Here is a 19,633-nt window from a genome sequence, read left to right as displayed (position 1 = left end):
ATATAATGCAGCTAACGAAAAACAGACCCTCAATGATTTTAATAATAATATTGACAGTTTTATTTGGAATTAGTTCATTAGAAAATGCGGCAGCAAGTGATAAGCGCGATTACCAAATTAAACAGAATGATATTTATGTAAAAATCAACCGTGATGGTAGTGCTGATGTTACTCAACAAGTTCGCTATCAATTTACTGGGAATTATCACGGGGTTTTTATTGTCCAAGATACAAAAGGATTGGGTAAAATTAGCCAAATTCAAGTAGCTAAGGATAACTTTCCGATAGCTCACCTACTTAAAAGGCCCAAATTATATTTTACCCAAGCAGAAAATGTGGGGCAAAGTGATCAAATATTATCGTTAAATGATTATTTAAAGTATAACGATGTTTTCTTCCAACCGAATACTGACGCTGATGGTGAAAAGGCACAGGGAGATTATCGGATAGTCAGGTCCGTCTCTGATAAGGCGAAAACACAAGTTATTACTTATCATTATCATTTAAGTACAGTTGCTAAGCGGTACCTTGATACAGGTGAGGTTAATTGGAAAATTATTGGGCGTAGCTGGGAACGTAAATTACAGCAAGTTAGGATTACAATTGAAATGCCAGCAGCAAAGGGAAAACAATCCTTGTGGGTTCACGGTGCTAAATATGAACATAGAGTATGGGATAAGCACACCGCCACTATAAGATTGACAGCAGCAGATGTTGACCAATACCTTGAGATTCACTTGCTTTTTCCTAAAAAGGCGATTGATAAGGCACCTTTACATGCTAGCAAACAGCTTGCAATTGCCCAAAAGCAGGAACAAAAAATTGCGGGTGTTGAACAGTTCTTTATCGAACGGCACCCAGTAAATTATTTAATAGTAGCGATTATTTTAATGCTTCCGTTTGGCATTTATGGACTTTATTGGTTAATTCGTAATCGCCAGAATTTAATTAAACGCGACCATATTAGTGAACGCCTTCATCGGTTTGAACTTCCTTCATTACCGCCAGTACAGGCTGCTTCAATTTACCAGTCAAGCTTAAGAGAGAATACCGGCATGATTCCCCTAGCAACTGAATTAGCTGCTCTTCAATTGGCAGGAAATATTAAAGTTGAGGGAGAGCTAATAAAATGGGAAAAAGGAACTGCTGATGATTCAAAATTTGTCTACTTTTTAACGCATAATTATGGTGATGAGAATAATCAAGTATCATTAAAGCAAGTTAAAAATGATGAGAATAACACCCTTTATAATCATTGGCTCAGTGCTAAGGATGAATGGAGTAGCTTAGGCGAAAAAGATAACCCAGCTAAAGCCAGTTTTGATAAGTTCTCGTGTATTTACTTTTTAGGAGTAGCATTTATTGCTTTCTTGTGTTCGGGATTAGTTGCTAATGGTTTTAGTATTGGCCTTCTTATCCGTGCTTTAACGCGGGGAAGCGAAATAATGATAATTGGGTTCATGCTAAGTGTTTGGCAACCGTTTGAAAAGATTGAGAAGCTGCTTTTTAAAAAATACGATTTTAAAATAAGTTGTTGCTTATATAGCTATGTCCTAGGAATAATTGTTTGTCTTCTTCTTTTTGCTGTGGATAGTTTTAGCCATAGTGGTATTAGCATTTTTGGCCTCAGTTTTAAGACGATTTCTCAACCTGTAATTGTTGGTATTTTAATATGCGGGCTGGGCTTACAGGCATTGAATATGTTTGTTGATTATCGCTATGTTTCTTATAGTGAAAAGCAGTATCAAGATTTGATCGAAGTACTGCAATTTAAGCAAATGATCCATGATATCGGCCGGTTTAATAAAAAGCAGCTGCCGGATCAAACATTATGGGGAGAATATTACGTCTATGCAACAGCAGTCGGTGAGACGAGTGAATTTATAAAGGGATTAGAAAAACAATTTGGTATAAAGTTAGTTGAGGAAAATCTCAATCATCAATTGCAAGGCATTTCTACAAATGAATGGGGAATGCAGCACTTCGCTAACAGCATAATTAGTAACAGTGAGGCGAAGGTAGTTAATAATAGTGAAAGTTCGTTTGATAGTTCGTCAGGCGGCTGGAGCTCTTCTGGCGGTGCAGGTGGCGATTCTGGTGGTGGCGCCTTTTAATCAACGGACCGCTGAAGAATTCATCGAGTTTTTGCTTAATTTTAAATTAGCCACTTCACAATCATGTATTGTTATGCTATATTATTAACCGATGATAATTTGATTAAAGAAAAATTAGAAAATATCATCAAAAGTTAAATATTATTAAGGAGTGACGACAATGACACAATTCAAATTTTCAAAACGTGTTCCAGCAGATGGTACGGATGCGGTTGGCGCAATTTTAAAAGCAGCGGCGGATCCAAAGATTATTTCCTTTGCTGGTGGATTGCCGGCACCCGAATTATTTCCTGTTAAAGAGATGAAAGCTGCTGTTGACAAGGTCTTTGATGAACATGGACAAGAGGCAATGCAGTATGGTGCCGCTAAAGGGGTTACTGCATTACGTCAGGCAATTCAACAGCATGTTAAAGAAAAAGAAAATGTTGATTCGGAATTGGACAATGTCTTAGTTACAACTGGCTCTGAACAAGCATTAGATTTAGTAGGGAAGGCATTTGTCAATCCGGGTGATACGGTCTTAGTTGAACAACCAACATATTTATGTGCGCTAGATGTTTTCAGGTCTTATGGTGCTGAATTTGCTAGTGTTGAAATGGATGAAGATGGGATGAAGATGGATGCGTTAGAAGAAGCATTAAAGACTCATCCAAATACTAAATTAGTTTACACGGTTCCAAACTTCCAAAACCCGACTGGAAGGACAATGGTTGAAGAACGACGTAAGAAGCTTGCTGAATTAGCGGAAAAGTATGATGTTTATGTCTTAGAGGATAATCCATATGGTGAAATTCGTTTTGCTGGTCAGCATGTTCCTGCCGTTAAGTCATTCGATAAATCCGGCCATGTATTCTATATGAGTACTTTCTCGAAGACCTTAGCACCAGGTTTCCGTTTAGGTTGGGTAGTTGCTGATAAGGATGTCGTTAATAAGTTGACGGTCCTTAAGCAGTCAGCAGACCTCCATACTGATAATTTGGGTCAGTACGCGGTAGCTCAATTCTTAGCTGACAATGACCTTGATGCTCACGTTAAAGAAATTAGCGATTTATATGGTAAACGTAAGGACTTAATGTTAGCCGGTATCAAGAAATACTTCCCTGAAGGTGTAACATACACTGATCCAGAAGGTGGAATGTTCTTATGGGTTGAAGTTCCAGGAGTTGACGATACCGTTGAATTATTTAAGGAATGCCTAGAACACAATGTTGCATTTGTTCCTGGCGATCCATTCTTTGCCGGTGCGCCACAGCCTGGTGCTTTCCGCTTGAACTACTCCAATATGAAAGAAGATCAAATTGAAGTTGGTTTGAAGCGCCTTGGTGAAGCATTAACAGCTGCCGTTAATAAATAGGATTATTCAGCCATTAATAAATATAAATCCTAAAAATAAGTGAAAGGTTGTGGAATATTTTCCGCAATCTTTTTTGTTATAGAAAATAAAATGAAATAATTGCCATTAAAACGGTGAAGGACCTGTACTTTAAGTTATTTTTGCTTATAATTGTATTAATTGCTGAAAAGTTTTAAATATTCGGGTTTCAAGCTATCTGATGTAGATAGTAATAAGCATTATCAAAAAATTTTTTAAGGGAAAAGGAGTTTTTGATAATGTCATTGATTGATTTTACGAATGCTGGGATGGCAACAGCGGTTATTTTTATTTTAATGTTTATGTTTACGGTGTCCTTCTTGGTTAGTTTTCTGTTTTGGTTAATATATCATCAGAACATGAAAAAGGGATAAGTAACGATGCTGGCATTAATCTTCACATTAATTTGGGGTACCGCCCTTTTTATTTTTTTGTTTTATTCATTGATTAGTCTTTTATTTCGGATGATTTCATATCCGCATGACTTTCATCAGTTTGCGGGAAATCAAATACCGAATAAGATTGACCATGATTTGCGTTATTTTGTAATTGTCCCTTGTTTTAATGAGGCGGCAGTTATTCAACGAACCTTAAAACATTTGCTGAAGTTTAAGCAGTTTGAAATTGTGGTTGTAGACGATGCTAGTAGCGATGAGTCAGTCGCACAGATTAAGCGGGTTGCTGATTCGCGAGTGCATCTTTTACAGCGGTATGCGCCCAATGCCCATACTGGTAAGGGGGACGTATTAAACTTTGCCCTCGATTACATTTGCCAAACCACGATTCGTCAACATCTTTCTTTTGAAAAGGTTATTATTGGGGTTATAGATGCCGATGCTCAACTCGCTGATAACGCATTACAGCGGCTGAATGCATATTTTTCTTCGCCACAGACTAATGTTACCCAAATGCGTGTTAAAATGTATCCCCGTTTTAAGAATCAATTACAGGTTTTACAAGATATTGAGTTTTTTAGTATTAATCACATGGCTCAAATTATGCGAATGTATACCAGGACAGTTGGGTTAAGCGGGAATGGTCAATTCTTTCGCCTCCAACCGATTATTACGGAGATCGGATCGCATCCATGGGGGAATGCACTCTTAGATGATTATGAACTGACAATAAAAATGATGTTAAAGCGCATATATGTGGATTATATGACGGATACATATGTTTACCAGGAAGCTCTAACGTCGACTAAACGCTTTATTCGTCAACGAAGCAGGTGGGTTCAGGGTGATCTGAACTGCCTTAAATACCTGCCTAAGATCGTTAGCAGCCGGATCTTAAGCCGAACGCAGAAACTTGGAATCTATTATTTTTTACTTCAGCCGTGGCTCAATTTTCTAGCCGATATAGCGATTATTGTTTTAACGACAATTGCGGTGACACATTGGCATGTTCTTTATGGAAAACTACCACCGATAACGTTTGTGATTGTAATGGTTGGATTAGCCGGATTTTCATTATTTTGGGGGATTATCTTCGGTTTATTTTATCGTCATGACCTATTTCATTATAATGAACCGCGCATAAAGCAGCGACGGTTAGTTCTCCTGCCATTTGGAATTTCATATATGTATGTTATTTTATTTTTTAGCATTATCATAGCTTTTTGGCGGTGGTGTTTTCATCAGAATTCATGGATTAAAACAGAGCATGGGAAAAATGTTTCTTAAATTTATCAAATTCAAGGATTGTGTGGGAGAAAATAGTGGAAAAGATAAAAGTAATGACTGTATTTGGGACTCGTCCAGAAGGTATTAAGATGGGACCGGTAGTGAAGGCGTTAGAGCATGATGATCGTTTTGCATCAGTAGTAGTTTCAACGGGTCAACATGCTGAAATGCTTCAACAGGTTTTAGATGTTTTTCAAATTACCCCTGACTATGATTTGAAAATAATGCGACCGCGGCAAACGCTAACGGGAATCACGATAGAAACGATGACGAAGCTAGAACCGATTATCAAAAAGGAGTTGCCGGATATTATATTGGTGCATGGTGATACAAGTTCAGCCTATGCCGCTGCCTTGGTAGCCTTTTATAATCGGATCGCCATTGGTCATGTTGAAGCTGGTTTACGGACATGGGATAAATATTCGCCATATCCAGAAGAAATGAACCGCCAGATGATTGATGACCTTGCTGATCTATATTTTGCCCCTACCCAGACAAGTGCAAAAAACTTAACAATGGGAAACCATCATCACGGGATCACCGTCACAGGAAATACGGCAATTGACGCATTGAAATATACGATTAATCGTTCTTACCATCATCAGGTCTTAGATGAAATTAAACCAGGAAACAAGGTAATTCTACTTACAATGCATCGGCGGGAAAATTGGGGACAACCGATGGAAGAAACCTTTAAAGCTATTAAAGCAGTTGTAGATCAAAGGGATGATATTGACGTAATTTATCCAGTTCATCTTAATCCTAAAGTACAAACGGTTGCGCAAAAGATTTTAGGAAATGATAGTCACTTTCACTTGATTTCACCATTAGATGTTGTTGATTTTCATAATATTATGAGTAAAGCGTTGTTGGTGATGAGTGATTCCGGTGGAGTTCAAGAGGAAGCCCCGGCGCTCCACAAACCGGTATTGGTTTTACGTAATACAACTGAACGCCCAGAAGGAGTAGAGGCAGGGACGCTTAAATTGATCGGCAACCAGTATAATAATGTTGTTAAGGAATTGTCATTATTATTGGATGACCAGGTCGAATATCAAAAAATGAGCGCCGCAAAAAATCCTTATGGGGATGGTAATGCTAGTGAACGAATCTTAAATGCAATTGCTGAATGGGCAAATAAAATATAAAAATCCCTTTACAGGACTTTTATAAATATGTTAAACTATGAAAGTTGATTAAATATGACTCTGCCTAAGACTCAGGTGGCGAAAGCCTTAATCGTATGCCTGCCGAGGAAGAAATGAAAGTTCCTTCTCTATGTCTGCGGTCATAGGGATTTTTTATTAAATCCGATCAAAAATACATTGCAGGAGGTGAAAATTCATGAGTGAAGCAGCTATTGCTAAAAAGGCTGAAATCGTTAAGCAAACTTCTGATATGCTTAACGCAGCCCAAAGTGCTATCGTTGTAGATTACCGTGGTTTAACTGTTGCTGAAGTTACTGACTTACGTAAGCAACTTCGTGACGCTGGTATCAAGATGTCAGTTATCAAGAACAAGATTCTTGATCGTGCTGTTGAAGGTACTGATTACGAAGAACTCCGTTCAACTTTTGTTGGTCCAACTGCTGTTGCCTTCTCTGACGAAGACCCAATTGCTCCAGCTAAGATCTTGAAGAAGTTCGCTGATGACCACGACGCTCTTGAAATCAAGGGTGGTTTCATCGAAAAGAGTGTTAAGACTCTTGACGAAATCAACGAATACGCAAATATGCCAGGACGCGAAGAACTGTTGTCAATGCTTGCATCTGCATTGCAAGATCCAATGCGGAAGATTGCCCGTGCAGTCAAGGCCGTTGCCGACAAGGAAGACGAAGCCGCATAATTGCCGTATATCAATACAATACAAAATTAAAATTAATTACCTAAATATTGGAGGAAATAAACATGGCTTTTGATAAGGATGCTATCATTGCTTCATTAAAAGAAGCATCAATCTCTGACCTTAACGACTTAGTTAAGGCTATCGAAGAAGAATTCGACGTTTCTGCTGCTGCTCCAGTTGCAGTTGCAGGTGCTGCTGGTGGCGACGGTGCTGCTAAGGACAGCTTCACTGTTGAATTAACTGAACCAGGTTCAGCTAAGGTTAAGGTTATTAAGGCTGTTAAGGACATTACTGGTCTTGGTCTTAAGGACGCTAAGGACCTTGTTGATGGTGCTCCATCAGCTATTAAGGAAGACGTTAAGGAAGACGAAGCTAACGACATCAAGGAAAAGCTTGAAGCCGCTGGTGCTACTGTTACCCTTAAGTAGTCAAATTTTATTAAAAATAAAAATTAGGTTGGGTTTAACGACTCAGCCTATTTTTGTTTTAAAATAACACTTTTGCCCAGTTTGATTATTTTCTTGCAACAATTAGTTGTTAATAAGCCTGTTATCTGTTAAAGCAACAAAAGACTAGAAAGCAGGTTGAGAAAAAAGATTTTCTCAGCCTGCTTTTTAGAGATAATTAAAAATATTACCTAATCATTTAGTTTGACGGTGTGGAATGATGCGTACTTTCGCTGTCAATTGTCCGATAACCAAAGTAGAATTGAATAGCGGCGATTGCAATATTGACCCAATTCATGGCAATAAACCAGCCATTGATTGCGCTTGCGTCATGTGAAACACCGTAGTAAACCCAAAAACCAATAACAATTGCACAAACATTGATCCAAGCGAAAGTCTTTTGCAGTATTTGATTGCTAAGTTGGAACCACATCCAGATAACGTTAATAACAAACCAAATGGCTAAGATCCAAAAAATAACATTAAATAACATAAGACATCTCTCCCTTAAGAGTAACGATAAATTGATGAAATTAACATCAATCTAGATTGACAAGAAATATTTGCTTATCATACCTAATCAATGTGGTTAGCAGCTGCGGTTAATCAGAGTGCTTTTGGATAAAAAGGAAGCTAATTCTTGGAAAGTTGTTGCTTAGCATCTTCATACCCATCAACATAGTCTTGAAGCGCATGCATTTTGCCCCTAACAAACTTATTGAATGAATTAATTACTTTTTGCGGATACTTACGAAATGGTTCTAATGCTTTATAATCTTTAACGGCACGATTGTATCCCTTTTGATAGGCATTAGTAGGGACACTATCTGTCGGACGTTCTCTCTTTTTCAACATTATTATCACCTCTTTTGTTGCCCTACCATGATAGTAACAAGGTTAAGAATCCGTTTCCAATAATATGGTATAAAAATATAAATATTAGACATTAAAAGAAAAGCTGGTTAAAAACTGTTGGTATAGTTTTTAACCAGCTTTTATCGATTACTTTTCTTTGTTTTTTAGCAGTTCAGCAATTTCTTTGAGGTATTTAACTTCTTCACTCGGTTCTTCAGCTTTTTTCTCTTCTTTTTTGCGGAAAGTGTTGATTGCTTTAACCATTAAAAAGACAACAAAGGAGATAATCAAGAAATTAATAACGGCATTTAGGAAACTTCCGTATTTAAATTGGGCATCTCCAACGGTCCAGACAAGGTTTGATAGGTCAATTTTTCCAACAAATAAACCAATAAGCGGATTGATCAGGTTGTTAACTAATGATTTTACAATAGAGGTAAAGGCAGCCCCCACAATAATACCAACTGCCATATCGATTACATTACCCCGCGCGATAAACGCTTTAAATTCTTTTAACATAAAATATCCTCCTTCTAGTAATGTGAGGGAGAGACAACTACAACTATATTTTAGCAAAACCAATTAATGAATTGGGAAGATACGGGCGGGTAAATATTACTTTTAAATTTTTTTAAGTAAAGTGTTGCATATTATATCATGTTTATATATTATATTACGTATAATATAGTGTAAGAAAAAGGAGGGGCGAGAATGAAGATTCAAATAACGGCAGATTTGCTTGACGGCATGGTTTTAGCAATTCTTGAACACCAAGACTATTATGGTTATGCATTAACCCAACGGATGCAGTCAGCCATTACTATTTCTGAGTCGACGATGTATCCGGTTTTGCGGCGATTAAAAAAAGATGGTTATCTAACAACCTATGATCAGCCTTATCAAGGACGCAACCGTCGCTATTATCAAATAACATCAGCTGGCAAGGAGCATTTACAACGGGTTCGCAAACTTTGGACCGATTATAAAAATAGCTTAGATAGAATCTTTTATGCAACAGGTGAGGGGGAAAATAAAGATGAATGAACGTCAGAAATATATTAATGATTTGGCCGTAAACCTAAGTCAGTTGACTGATGAAGAACGAAATGATGCTTTAGAATTTTATGATGAATATATTGCAGATGCTGGTCTTGACACACGAACAGCAATTGAAGAAAAATTAGGAACGCCGCGGCAGTTAAGTCATAAGATCTTAGCTGATTATTCGATCAAGGCTAATAATGAGGCGGTAAAGGATGGTCACCCTGCTTCACCCCATTCTAGCTGGCGCGTATTCTGGTGGGTATTGGTAGCAATCATTACTTCGCCAATAACTTTTGGCCTAGGGATAGCGTTGTTAGGGTTATTATTGGCAGTAGGCGGAGTTGCCATCGGTTTAATTGTTGGGGTTGCTGGGGTTGCTTTAGGAATTGCTGCCGCAGCTGTTGCTTCTCTCTATATTGGGATTGGCTTAATTACTACTGTTCCGTTTAGCGGGCTGTTCTATATTGGGGTAGGATTGACACTTGTCGGTTTATTCCTAGTTTGTTTGCCACTGTGTTACTGGTTTATCCGGATCGTTATTCAAGGTATTGCAAACTTTGCTAAGTTTATTTATGCAAAGGTTCAGGCAAGGAGGGAGAAGTAAATGAAAAAAGTATTTAAAATTGGCTGGATTGTATTAATTTTAGGGGTAATTATGCTTGGTATTGGCTATTTTAATAATGGTGATAAGGCGGTTTATTTTGAGAATAATCGACCAGCAATCCTTCATTCATCCACCAAAAAAATAAGTACTAATAAGCATTTTGAACGAATTGATATTACAGCTTCAACAGCCAATGTGGTAATTCGTGAAGGGAAAAAATATCAAATTACTTATTCTGGGATAAGCAATCATGCGCCTGCAGTCTCTGTTCATAATAATGTCGCGTCAATCCGACAAACCGGTGAGTTCCCATTTATGGTTAATATTAACCACTATGGTCTTCATCAAGATTTAATTACTGTGACGGTTCCGCATGATCAAGCATTAGCCGGTCGCATTCACTTAGAAAGCGGCGACTTGTCAGTGTCCAATGCTAAGTTAGATAATGTTGACGTTGATGTTGATTCAGGAAATGTTGAGTACCATCAAGTTACATTACGAGGTGGCAATACTAAGATCGAATCCGGTAACTTTACCGGGCGTAATCTAACGGTTCAAGGACAATATACCGTTAATAATCAGTCTGGTGATAATACAGTTACGAATACAACTGTTGATGGCTACTTCCTCAAGACTGATGCTGGTGATAATGAGCTTAATGGTGAAGACAAAGGTGAAGAGACATTACATCAAAATGATAATGCAGAAAATGTCCTTCGATTATTAACTCAATCTGGTGACAATGAAGTGAATTAGTAAAAACGTCATTTTTAATAGAAAATAATAAATCCCCCGACATCTGGAAAATTAGATGTCGGGGGATTTTAGTAGGAGAAAAGTCTTATTTTAATTATGCTCTATGCTTTATATTAGTTTTCTTCAACGCCAGTACCATCGTAGCAACGTTCAAGTAATTCCTTAAGTTGACTAACAAGTGGTTCAACTGGGTTAGTAGTAGTACATTGATCTTCGTAGGCTAAGCGAGCAAGATCGTCAACAGCCTTATCGAAGTCTTCACGTTTAACACCATTGTCCTTAAGGCTTAACTTAACACCACATTGGTGAGCAAGTTCGATAACTTTCTTAGCATATGCTTCAGCTAATTCTTCATCAGTGTTACCTTTTAGACCAATGAAACGTGCGATGTCAGCGTAATCCTTAGTTGCGTGGTAAGTCTCGTAGTGAGGCCAGAGAGCAAGCTTTTGTGGACGCTTGGCATTAAAGCGGATAACTTGTGGCATTGCAATAGCGATAAGCAAACCGTGAGGAAGACCGAATGCTCCACCCATCTTGTGGGCAAGGGAGTGGTTAATACCTAAGAATGCTTGGCCAAATGCCATTCCGGCCATTGTTGAGAAGTCGTGCATCTTACGACGAGCTAACTTATCACCTTGAACTGACTTAGGAAGGTTTTCCATAACACCCTTGATTGTTTGGAGAGACCAACCACGAGTGTAATCAGTTGCCATTACTGATACATATGATTCAGTTGCGTGACATAAAACGTCAAGTCCAGTCCAAGCAGTAGTAGTTGCAGGAACAGTTTCAACGAATTGAGAGTCAACGATCGCAATGTTTGGTGTTAATGCGTAGTCAGCAAGTGGGTACTTAACATGAGTTTCTGAGTCAGTGATAACCGCAAATGGAGTAACTTCTGAACCAGTACCTGAAGTAGTAGGAATACCGATAAGTTGTGACTTAGTAGGCTTCTTGATTTGGTAAGCACGCTTACGAATATCAAGATACTTTTGCATAACGCCGTACCATGAAGTTTCTGGGTGCTCGTAGAACATCCACATAGCCTTTGCAGCATCCATTGGTGAACCACCACCAAGGGCAATAATTGTGTCAGGCTTGAAGTCATTCATCATGGCAACACCTTTTTCAACAGTGTGAGTTGATGGATCTTCTTCAACATCATCAAATACTAAGAAGGCAGTGTTGTTTTGACGTTGACGTAATTGGTCGATAACCCGTTGAACGTAACCACGCTTGCTCATTCCAGGACCGGTAACGATGAATGCCCGATCAATGTTTGGAATATCTTGCAATTCTTTTAGTGAGTTGCGTTGAAAGTATACTTTTGGGGGGATCTTAACCCATTGACGATTTTCACGCCGCTTTGCAATTGTTTTGATGTTTAAGAGGTCCCAATCAGTAACGTTGTGAGAAATTGAGTTGCTTCCGTATGAACCAGTACCTAAAGTAAGGGATGGAGTCATGTTGTTGTAAATGTTACCGATACCACCAATACCAGATGGTGAGTTAACAATAATCCGTGAAGCACGCATTTCAAGACCGTACTTAGTAGCTAAGTCATCATCAAGGGTGTGGATAGCAGCAGTGTGTCCTTCACCACCGTAGTGTAATAATTGAGCACAGATGTCAAAGGCATTTTCGTGGGAAGTAGCCTTGTACATTGTCAATACTGGTGAAAGCTTTTCAGCTGAAAGTGGGTACTTGTCACCAACACCTTCATATTCAGCAATAATAACCTTAGTGTTGTCAGGAACCTTGATTCCACACATGTCGGCAATAGCGTTTGCTGAACGACCAGCGATTGGACCACGAACTTGATGACGATCTGGGTCAATGAAGCCATCAGTAAACTTGTCAATTTCATTTGGCTTCAAGAAGTAACAGTTCCACTTTTGGAATTCTTCCTTAACCTTGTCGTAAATTTCTTCATCAACAACTACAGAGTTTTCAGTAGCACAAATCATACCATTATCGAATGTCTTGGAAAGAACAATATCGTAAACAGAACGTTCGATGTTAGCAGTCTTTTCGATGTAAGCTGGACCATTACCAGGACCAACACCAAGGGCAGGGTTACCAGAACTGTAAGCTGCCTTAACAAGAGAAGGACCACCAGTTGCTAAAATAGTAGCAGTATTAGGGTGTTGAAGTAATGCAGTAGTGTTTTCACGACTACTTTCAGGAAGCCATTGAATCATGTTCTTTGGGGCACCAGCCTTTTCAGCGGCTTCTTGAAGAATCTTAGCAGTCTTGATAGATGACTTCATTGCTTGACGGTGGAATGAGAAGATGATGGTATTCCGCGTCTTAGCACTGATGATTGACTTAAAGATAGTAGTAGAAGTTGGGTTAGTAACAGGAACGATTCCGGCAATGATACCAAGAGGATCGGCAATCGTGATAGTTTGATCTTCATCGTTGTCTTCGATAATACCAACAGTCTTATCGTGACGGATGTTGTTCCAAATATATTCACTTGCGTAGATGTTCTTGATAGCTTTATCTTCGGCAATACCACGACCAGTTTCATTAGCAGCGTCAACAGCTAAATCCATGTGGTGTTCTTCAGCAGCGAGGGCCATTGCTTGACAAATTTTGTCAACTTGCTCTTGTGAGTAGTAACGTAATTGTTCGAAAGCAGCTTGGCTCTTAGCCATTAAATCATCAACTAGCTTTTGAGCATTTTGCTTTTTCTCTTCAGCAGTTAATTCTTTCTTTTCAACTTGTTTCTTGTTGTTAGCAGGCATAATTGAAATCTCCTTTTTCAATTCTTTTTCTTTGTTAACTTTTGAACATGTATAATATTACTACATTTTTTTGGTTTGTAAATACCTTTGTGAACATTTAAACAATGGTTATTTTTGTTGAATTCGCTTACATTGTTGTAGGAATAAAGCTGATATGACAGTAAAAAATATTGGTATTATTTTTAAATGACCTGATAAGTAAATTATCCAAAATCAGATTAATTGATTTAGATTTCACAATAGCGAATTAATAATAATATTTTAGGAAAAAGGATTCCTTGTTTGAATAATCTTTAATTAAAAAAGTTGAAAATGGGATCTAAATGAAATTATGTAGTTGGTGGGCATGAAATTTTATGTCATATATAGTTGACACAAATTATAACTCTGTTAAAATATAATCATTAAATGTCATTTATATATGACAAAAGGTAAGGAGGAGAAGTGATTATTGAACCGAGTTCGTCGATTTAGGAAACAGCAACAATTATCACAATTTGAGTTGGCAAAAGAAATCGGAGTTGCACGGCAAACGATTAGCTTAATTGAAAGTGATAAGTATAACCCATCACTAGAACTATGCCGACGATTAGCGGTCGCGTTAAAGACAGATTTAAATTCACTTTTTTGGGAGGATTCAAATGATAAAAGAAAAACTGCGGACTAAACTTCTTAAACTATCATATGGAATTAGTGGCTCGATTGATGAGTATCAAGAACGAGAACTTGATCGCCTTGGTAATTCTGGCTATTTATTACTTACATTACTAGCACCCTTTATCCTATTTGTCTCGGTTATAGTGGTGTTTATTGCTGGGTACAAGGCTGCTTTTTGGTTTGCTGTTTGTAGTCTATTTACCTTATTTATTGTCGTCACTTGGTATTTTTATATTGTAGCTATTCGCCAAAAAGTATTAATGAATGAAGTTGGTTCGGGTGAAGTTAATCAAAAACGGAAAATTGCTATTAAACGTGGAATAATTACTGGAATATTTTTTACATTAATTGAGTTTATTGCTCAAGTAATTATTTATCAAAGCTATGCTATCAAATGGAATTTTACAGCAGGGCTCATTGTAATTTTTGGCTCTGTACTTTTGGGAATATTTGCTGGGTTGCTATCTGCCGGAATAACGTGGAAGAATATTAAAAAAATTAACTGATACTTAAGAAAAAGCGTGATCAAAATATTCGTAATTACATCTTAGTATATAAAAATGGGGACTCCAGAGTTCAACATAGTCGAACTCTGGAGTCCCCATTTAGTATTTAAGCAATTAAAGCTTATATTTTAATTTAATCGCGAGCATTAATATCTTTCCCTGCATTTGGATCTTTAACGTCATAATCGCTATCATTCATTGCTTCAACGGCTCCCATGCGATATCCATTACCGACTTGGCTAAAAAAATCATGGTTAGAAGTTGAAGTTGAAATACCGTTCATAACAACTGGGTTAACGTCAGAAGCAGTATCAGGGAAGAGCGGATCTTGACCAAGATTCATTAAGGCCTTATTAGCGTTATAACGAATAAAGGTTAATACATCGTCTGTCCAGCCAACTTGATCATAAAGAAGGTGGGTATACTTTTCTTCATTATCATAAAGTTCATAAAGGAAGTTATACATCCAGTCTTTCATATCTTGTTGTTGCTTTTCAGTCCGATCCCGCATTCCTACTTGGAACTTGTATCCAATGTAAGTTCCGTGAACAGATTCATCACGAAGGATTAATTTGATGATTTCAGCAACGTTGTTTAACTTGTTGTGTCCAAGATAATATAGAGGAGTATAGAAACCAGAATAGAATAAGAACGTTTCAAGGAAAACATTAGCTACTTTTTTCTTGAGTGGATCTTGGCTTGGATCAAGATACATATTAGCAATCTTCACAGCCTTGTTTTGCAAATATTCTTCCGTATCAGACCATTCAAAGATTTCTTTGATCTGTTCAGGGGTATTAAGAGTAGAGAAGATTGTGGAATAACTCTTAGCATGAACTGATTCCATGAATTGAATGTTATTAAGAACGGCTGTTTCATGAGGAGTCTTAACATCCTCTTTAAGGGCAGTTAAACCAGCTTCTGACTGAACAGTGTCAAGAAGAGTTAATCCACCGAAAACGTGGCCAACAGTCCATTGATGATCATCATCTAATTCACGCCAGTCATCCATATCATTAGCAACAGGAATCCGGGTATCAAGCCAGAATTGTTCTGTTAACTTTTCCCATGTGGCTTTATCGATCATGTCCGAAACTTCATTCCAGTTGATCGCATTATATTGAGTTACAGGTTTAAATTCTTCCAGTTTCATTGATTGAGCTCCTCCAAATACATTGCTCTTGGTAAGTGGTATTTTTTACCAAAAAGCCATTTGTATACATAATATCAAGTTTACCAGTGCCCAACATTTAAATCAAATTTCAATTGGGCTTAGATTACACAGCTTTCACATTGGTTAGCACCAATCTCATCGCTATCATCAGTAAACGTCCGAATATAATAAATTGATTTAATACCACGCTTATAAGCATAGTGTCGTAAGATGTTTAGGTCACGGGTAGTCATTTTATCTGTACGACCATCTTTCCATTCATAAAGCCCAGCAGGAATCGTTGAACGCATAAAGAGCGTCATTGAAAGTGATTGGTCAACGTGTTGCTGAGCAGCGGCATATGTATCGATTACTTTCCGCATATCCATATCGTAAGCTGACCGGTAATAAGGCATAGTGTCATTAGAAAGGTATGGGGCTGGATAATAGATTTTACCAATCATTTTTTCTTGCCGTTCTTCAACACGGTTAATGATCGGGTGCAAGCTGGCAGTGGAATCATTAATGTAAGAAGTTGAACCATTTGGCGCAACAGCAAGACGATATTGATTATAGAGACCATCTCGCATAACATTTTCCTTTAGCTTTTGCCAATCTTCAGTGCTTGGAATAAAAATCCCGTCAAAAAGATCCTTAACTACATCAGATTGCGGTCCCCAATCCTTAGTGACGTACTTATCAAAGTATGTTCCATTCGCATACTTGCTGTTTTCAAAATCATGGAAAGTTTCATGTCGTTCTTTAGCAATCTCATTTGAAGCGACAAGTGACCAGTAGTTTAAAAGCATGAAGTAAACACCGGTAAATTCAATAGCAACCGGACTGCCGTATTGAATATGGTGCTTAGCAAGGTAGCTGTGCAGTCCCATTGCCCCTAAACCAACAGAGTGCGCAAGACGGTTTCCGTTTTGAATAGTCGGCACAACGTCTAAGTCTTCTACATCACTGATTCGTGTTAAACCGCGCATTATTGCCTTAATAGATTTACCAAAATCAGGACTTTCCATCATATTTGCAATATTAGTTGAGCCAAGGTTACAACTAATATCAATTCCCATTTCTGAGTATGATTGATCGTCGTTTACCCGTGCAGGTACTTGTACTTGAGCAATTTCTGAACAAAGGTTGCTCATGACAATTTTACCATTGATTGGATTATCACGATTTTCTGTATCGATATTAATAATGTATGGGTAGCCAGATTCTTGCTGGAGTTTACTAATCTCATCTTCAAGATCACGGGCATTAACCTTTTTCTTCCGAATCTGATCATTTGCTACGAGATTGTCGTACTCCTTAGTAATATCAACGTAAGAGAATGGTACTCCGTAAACTTTTTCGACATCGTAGGGACTAAATAAGTACATTTCAGCATTCTTTTCAACTAACTCATAGAACTTATCAGGAACAGTAATTCCGAGTGAAAGAGTCTTAAGGCGGATTTTTTCATCAGCATTCTCTTTCTTTGCTCCCAAGAATTCAATGATGTCTGGATGGAAAACGCTAAGGTAAACTACTCCGGCACCTTGCCGTTGACCCAGCTGATTAGAATAGGAGAAACTATCTTCCAATAATTTCATGACCGGCACTACGCCGCTAGCCGCACCCTTAATCTTTTTAATCGGTGCACCAGCTTCACGGAGGTTGCTTAGGTTGATTCCGACACCGCCACCGATCTTTGAGAGCTGGAGAGCAGAATTAATAGTTCGACCAATCGTGTTCATATCATCGGTTGTTTGAATAGCAAAGCAAGAAACAAATTCTCCACGCCGCTTCCGTCCAACGTTAAGAAATGTCGGCGTTGCAGGCTGGTAGCGCTGGTGAATAATTTCATCGGCAAGCTGCATTGCTAATTCTTCATTTCCATTTGCCAAATAAAGAGCATTCATGGCAACACGGTCAATGTAGTTTTCAAGGTAGTATTCCTTATCATTCGTCCGCAAAGCATATTGTGCGTAGAACTTATATGCGGCCATAAATGAATGAAAGTGAAAGTCTTGTGCTTTTAAGTAGTCATAAAGTTTTTCAACAAATGCCTCGCTATATTTGCTCATAAAGCCGTCTTCAATATAGTCGTTCTCCTCTAACCATTGAAAACGTTCCTTTAATGAAGAAAACTTTTTAGTGTTCGGGACAACGTTATTTTTGATAAAGTCTTCCAAGGCTAACTTATCTTTATCTAGCTGAATTTGTCCGTTCTTAGGGATGTTTACTTCGTTGTTGTAATCGTAATATTTTACTTTGGTCATATCGATATCAGATAACGCCATTTTAATAACTCACTTTCTGGATTAATTTGATTATGTCAATAAAGAAGCCAGCACACCAATAGCGAATTGATGCCTGGCAAGAGTGCTGGATTAATTAAAATTAAGCAAGCTGGTTTAATTGATCAGGACGAAAACCAGAAAATGCTTGACCGTTGGGAAGTTTTACAACAGGGGTTGCCATAAAACCTTCAGATTTAAGTTGGGATATGTATTCTGGCTGTTCATCTATATTATGTTCAATAAACGAAATTTTGTGTTGTTCGAGGAAATGTTTTGTCATTTTGCATTGAATACAATTATTTTTTGAAAATACAGTTACCATTTTCATGAGGCCTCCTAATCGGTTAGTCGATGTTTTCTAGTATAACGGGGAATTGAAAAAAATCAATTAAAAAAGCACTATATTTCGTGTTGAATAAATAGTGAAACACAATATATAGTGCTTAAGCTAGTGATTAACACCTGTGAAACTTTTTTTGACGCCGTTTGTAAAATTAAGTTAGAAAAATAAAAAAGCCATTTGTGATAGACTTTTGAATAACCACAAACAAAAGTAAAGGAACATCACAAATGACTTATAAACATCTTACCACACGTGAACTAACCCTCATAGCTAATTTTTGGCACCAAGGTACGAAGGCTTATCAAGCTGCTAAACTGCTTAAACGAAGCCAAGAAACTATTTACCGAGTCTATCGATTTCTTGATAGCGGTAAGACCATTGCACAGTATCTTAAGGCTTACCAACGGAATAAGCAGCGTTGTGGTCGTAAGCAGGCTCAGCTAGCCAAGGATGAGATCAGCTACATCAATGAGCAGGTTAAAGCGGGCTGGACACCTGATACGATCATTGGTCGAGCAGAACGGACAATTAGCTGTAGTATGCGGACACTTTATCGGATGTTTGCTCGTGGACAGTACAATTTTGCCGTCCAGCAATTACCGATGAAAGGCAAGCGACACCCCAATGGCTATGTCGAACGACGTGGTAAGGCGGGGCATCTCGGTCGGAGTATTTACCAGCGATACCATGATTTTCCTCACTACCAACACGAGTTTGGTCACTTTGAAGCTGATACTGTTCAAGGAAAAGCTCATCGTGGTGCGGTCATGACCTTGGTGGAACGTCAATCTAAGGTGATGATTGTGCTTAACGTTCATCGTAAAACTGATGAAGCAGTTAACTATCACTTGGATAAATGGCTTTCTAAAATACCTCGTCATTTCGTTAAGTCGATTACCTTTGATAATGGTAAGGAATTCGCGGGCTGGCGTGAGATTGCCAATAAACATGATCTTCATACTTATTTTGCGGAGGTTGGAGCGCCCAATCAACGCGGCCTGAATGAAAACAATAATGGTATCTTACGTCGTGACGGTCTCAGTAAACGATTAGACTTCCGTAATTTACCAGATGAACTAATCACCCAGCTGATGCACAAACGAAATACTATTCCACGGAAGTCACTTCACTACCGCACACCACTTGAAGTATTCCTAAGTCACGTCACAGATGAACAGCTTTCAACATTTTTCTAATTTAAATTGACATTTCGGG

General features: G+C 38.1%; 20 protein-coding genes and 1 other annotated feature. Of the genes, 13 read left to right on the top strand and 7 right to left on the bottom strand.

Annotated elements, in window-relative coordinates:
- Positions 1-5 precede the first annotated feature (5 nt).
- The 7 genes from H5S41_RS02820 (at position 6) to rplL (ending at position 7,441) form a co-directional block, all read left to right on the top strand.
- On the top strand, positions 6-2,114 hold the full coding sequence (locus H5S41_RS02820) for a DUF2207 domain-containing protein (protein WP_182602261.1): 2,109 nt from the start codon (positions 6-8) through the stop codon (positions 2,112-2,114).
- A 160-nt stretch (positions 2,115-2,274) separates the two neighbouring features.
- Positions 2,275-3,468, top strand: a complete 1,194-nt coding sequence (locus tag H5S41_RS02815) for an aminotransferase-like domain-containing protein (protein ID WP_153710738.1) — start codon at positions 2,275-2,277, stop codon at positions 3,466-3,468.
- Between the two features lie 257 nt (positions 3,469-3,725).
- Positions 3,726-3,860: a hypothetical protein gene (locus H5S41_RS11910; RefSeq protein WP_259395043.1), complete on the top strand. Its 135-nt coding sequence runs from the start codon at positions 3,726-3,728 to the stop codon at positions 3,858-3,860.
- Between the two features lie 6 nt (positions 3,861-3,866).
- Positions 3,867-5,168 (top strand): glycosyltransferase, encoded by a 1,302-nt coding sequence (locus H5S41_RS02810; RefSeq protein WP_182602260.1) that lies wholly within the window; start codon positions 3,867-3,869, stop codon positions 5,166-5,168.
- 35 nt (positions 5,169-5,203) lie between these two features.
- Positions 5,204-6,316 (top strand): non-hydrolyzing UDP-N-acetylglucosamine 2-epimerase, encoded by a 1,113-nt coding sequence (gene wecB / locus H5S41_RS02805; protein ID WP_231793421.1) that lies wholly within the window; start codon positions 5,204-5,206, stop codon positions 6,314-6,316.
- Positions 6,317-6,361: 45 nt separating this feature from the next.
- Positions 6,362-6,480 (top strand) — a sequence feature (ribosomal protein L10 leader region).
- Between the two features lie 32 nt (positions 6,481-6,512).
- Positions 6,513-7,013, top strand: a complete 501-nt coding sequence (gene rplJ, locus H5S41_RS02800; protein ID WP_153710736.1) for a 50S ribosomal protein L10 — start codon at positions 6,513-6,515, stop codon at positions 7,011-7,013.
- Positions 7,014-7,075: 62 nt separating this feature from the next.
- Positions 7,076-7,441 carry a 50S ribosomal protein L7/L12 gene (gene rplL / locus H5S41_RS02795; RefSeq protein ID WP_153710735.1) on the top strand — a complete coding sequence of 122 codons (366 nt, stop codon included), beginning with the start codon at positions 7,076-7,078 and terminating at the stop codon, positions 7,439-7,441.
- 217 nt (positions 7,442-7,658) lie between these two features.
- On the opposite strand, the gene H5S41_RS02790 is transcribed toward rplL, so the two are convergent.
- The 3 genes from H5S41_RS02790 to mscL all read right to left on the bottom strand — a co-directional run bounded on the left by H5S41_RS02790 (position 7,659) and on the right by mscL (position 8,833).
- Positions 7,659-7,952, bottom strand: a complete 294-nt coding sequence (locus H5S41_RS02790; protein WP_182598944.1) for a hypothetical protein — start codon at positions 7,950-7,952, stop codon at positions 7,659-7,661.
- A 140-nt stretch (positions 7,953-8,092) separates the two neighbouring features.
- Positions 8,093-8,314, bottom strand: coding sequence for a hypothetical protein (locus tag H5S41_RS02785; RefSeq protein ID WP_182598945.1), 222 nt, complete (start codon positions 8,312-8,314; stop codon positions 8,093-8,095).
- A 147-nt stretch (positions 8,315-8,461) separates the two neighbouring features.
- Positions 8,462-8,833: a large-conductance mechanosensitive channel protein MscL gene (mscL, locus tag H5S41_RS02780; protein WP_182602259.1), complete on the bottom strand. Its 372-nt coding sequence runs from the start codon at positions 8,831-8,833 to the stop codon at positions 8,462-8,464.
- A 192-nt stretch (positions 8,834-9,025) separates the two neighbouring features.
- Here mscL and H5S41_RS02775 point away from each other — a divergent pair, with 192 nt between their 5' ends.
- From H5S41_RS02775 to H5S41_RS02765, 3 genes are read left to right on the top strand one after another with little or no spacing between them, the layout of a single operon-like run.
- Positions 9,026-9,358 carry a PadR family transcriptional regulator gene (locus tag H5S41_RS02775; protein ID WP_153710731.1) on the top strand — a complete coding sequence of 111 codons (333 nt, stop codon included), beginning with the start codon at positions 9,026-9,028 and terminating at the stop codon, positions 9,356-9,358.
- Positions 9,351-9,962 (top strand): DUF1700 domain-containing protein, encoded by a 612-nt coding sequence (locus tag H5S41_RS02770; protein ID WP_182602258.1) that lies wholly within the window; start codon positions 9,351-9,353, stop codon positions 9,960-9,962. The genes H5S41_RS02775 and H5S41_RS02770 overlap by 8 nt, the downstream gene beginning before the upstream one ends.
- Positions 9,963-10,718, top strand: a complete 756-nt coding sequence (locus tag H5S41_RS02765; RefSeq protein WP_182602254.1) for a DUF4097 family beta strand repeat-containing protein — start codon at positions 9,963-9,965, stop codon at positions 10,716-10,718.
- 113 nt (positions 10,719-10,831) lie between these two features.
- On the opposite strand, the gene adhE is transcribed toward H5S41_RS02765, so the two are convergent.
- The gene (gene adhE / locus H5S41_RS02760; protein WP_153710728.1) at positions 10,832-13,468 is read right to left on the bottom strand and encodes a bifunctional acetaldehyde-CoA/alcohol dehydrogenase; all 2,637 of its coding nucleotides are present in this window, start codon (positions 13,466-13,468) and stop codon (positions 10,832-10,834) included.
- 451 nt (positions 13,469-13,919) lie between these two features.
- Between adhE and H5S41_RS02755 the strand changes: the two genes are divergently transcribed.
- Both H5S41_RS02755 and H5S41_RS02750 read left to right on the top strand, forming a co-directional pair.
- Positions 13,920-14,135: a helix-turn-helix transcriptional regulator gene (locus tag H5S41_RS02755; protein WP_182602252.1), complete on the top strand. Its 216-nt coding sequence runs from the start codon at positions 13,920-13,922 to the stop codon at positions 14,133-14,135.
- Complete coding sequence (locus tag H5S41_RS02750; RefSeq protein ID WP_182602250.1) at positions 14,110-14,631, top strand: DUF3278 domain-containing protein; 522 nt, start codon at positions 14,110-14,112, stop codon at positions 14,629-14,631. The genes H5S41_RS02755 and H5S41_RS02750 overlap by 26 nt, the downstream gene beginning before the upstream one ends.
- A 133-nt stretch (positions 14,632-14,764) precedes the next feature.
- Here the strand turns inward: H5S41_RS02750 and nrdF are convergent, their stop codons facing one another.
- The 3 genes from nrdF to nrdH form a co-directional block, all read right to left on the bottom strand.
- On the bottom strand, positions 14,765-15,784 hold the full coding sequence (gene nrdF, locus H5S41_RS02745) for a class 1b ribonucleoside-diphosphate reductase subunit beta (protein ID WP_153710727.1): 1,020 nt from the start codon (positions 15,782-15,784) through the stop codon (positions 14,765-14,767).
- A gap of 119 nt (positions 15,785-15,903) precedes the next feature.
- The gene (gene nrdE / locus H5S41_RS02740) at positions 15,904-18,075 is read right to left on the bottom strand and encodes a class 1b ribonucleoside-diphosphate reductase subunit alpha (RefSeq protein WP_182602248.1); all 2,172 of its coding nucleotides are present in this window, start codon (positions 18,073-18,075) and stop codon (positions 15,904-15,906) included.
- Positions 18,076-18,175: 100 nt separating this feature from the next.
- Positions 18,176-18,397, bottom strand: coding sequence for a glutaredoxin-like protein NrdH (gene nrdH / locus H5S41_RS02735; protein WP_153710775.1), 222 nt, complete (start codon positions 18,395-18,397; stop codon positions 18,176-18,178).
- Between the two features lie 248 nt (positions 18,398-18,645).
- Here nrdH and H5S41_RS02730 point away from each other — a divergent pair, with 248 nt between their 5' ends.
- Complete coding sequence (locus H5S41_RS02730) at positions 18,646-19,614, top strand: IS30 family transposase (RefSeq protein WP_085720378.1); 969 nt, start codon at positions 18,646-18,648, stop codon at positions 19,612-19,614.
- The last annotated feature ends 19 nt before the right edge of the window (positions 19,615-19,633 follow it).

The sequence above is a fragment of the Limosilactobacillus albertensis genome, assembly GCF_014145555.1.
Classification (GTDB): domain Bacteria; phylum Bacillota; class Bacilli; order Lactobacillales; family Lactobacillaceae; genus Limosilactobacillus; species Limosilactobacillus albertensis.
This window is presented reverse-complemented; position numbering and strand designations above follow the sequence as displayed.

What these genes read in the sequence shown, in the direction of transcription:
- nrdE (WP_182602248.1), bottom strand. Translation starts at nt 18,075, where the DNA reads ATGGCGTTATCTGATATCGATATGACCAAAGTAAAATATTACGATTAC.
- H5S41_RS02775 (WP_153710731.1), top strand. Translation starts at nt 9,026, where the DNA reads ATGAAGATTCAAATAACGGCAGATTTGCTTGACGGCATGGTTTTAGCA.
- H5S41_RS02730 (WP_085720378.1), top strand. Translation starts at nt 18,646, where the DNA reads ATGACTTATAAACATCTTACCACACGTGAACTAACCCTCATAGCTAAT.
- H5S41_RS02815 (WP_153710738.1), top strand. Translation starts at nt 2,275, where the DNA reads ATGACACAATTCAAATTTTCAAAACGTGTTCCAGCAGATGGTACGGAT.
- H5S41_RS11910 (WP_259395043.1), top strand. Translation starts at nt 3,726, where the DNA reads ATGTCATTGATTGATTTTACGAATGCTGGGATGGCAACAGCGGTTATT.
- H5S41_RS02810 (WP_182602260.1), top strand. Translation starts at nt 3,867, where the DNA reads ATGCTGGCATTAATCTTCACATTAATTTGGGGTACCGCCCTTTTTATT.
- H5S41_RS02820 (WP_182602261.1), top strand. Translation starts at nt 6, where the DNA reads ATGCAGCTAACGAAAAACAGACCCTCAATGATTTTAATAATAATATTG.
- H5S41_RS02785 (WP_182598945.1), bottom strand. Translation starts at nt 8,314, where the DNA reads ATGTTGAAAAAGAGAGAACGTCCGACAGATAGTGTCCCTACTAATGCC.
- rplL (WP_153710735.1), top strand. Translation starts at nt 7,076, where the DNA reads ATGGCTTTTGATAAGGATGCTATCATTGCTTCATTAAAAGAAGCATCA.
- H5S41_RS02765 (WP_182602254.1), top strand. Translation starts at nt 9,963, where the DNA reads ATGAAAAAAGTATTTAAAATTGGCTGGATTGTATTAATTTTAGGGGTA.
- mscL (WP_182602259.1), bottom strand. Translation starts at nt 8,833, where the DNA reads ATGTTAAAAGAATTTAAAGCGTTTATCGCGCGGGGTAATGTAATCGAT.
- H5S41_RS02790 (WP_182598944.1), bottom strand. Translation starts at nt 7,952, where the DNA reads ATGTTATTTAATGTTATTTTTTGGATCTTAGCCATTTGGTTTGTTATT.
- adhE (WP_153710728.1), bottom strand. Translation starts at nt 13,468, where the DNA reads ATGCCTGCTAACAACAAGAAACAAGTTGAAAAGAAAGAATTAACTGCT.
- nrdF (WP_153710727.1), bottom strand. Translation starts at nt 15,784, where the DNA reads ATGAAACTGGAAGAATTTAAACCTGTAACTCAATATAATGCGATCAAC.
- nrdH (WP_153710775.1), bottom strand. Translation starts at nt 18,397, where the DNA reads ATGGTAACTGTATTTTCAAAAAATAATTGTATTCAATGCAAAATGACA.
- H5S41_RS02750 (WP_182602250.1), top strand. Translation starts at nt 14,110, where the DNA reads ATGATAAAAGAAAAACTGCGGACTAAACTTCTTAAACTATCATATGGA.
- H5S41_RS02770 (WP_182602258.1), top strand. Translation starts at nt 9,351, where the DNA reads ATGAATGAACGTCAGAAATATATTAATGATTTGGCCGTAAACCTAAGT.
- rplJ (WP_153710736.1), top strand. Translation starts at nt 6,513, where the DNA reads ATGAGTGAAGCAGCTATTGCTAAAAAGGCTGAAATCGTTAAGCAAACT.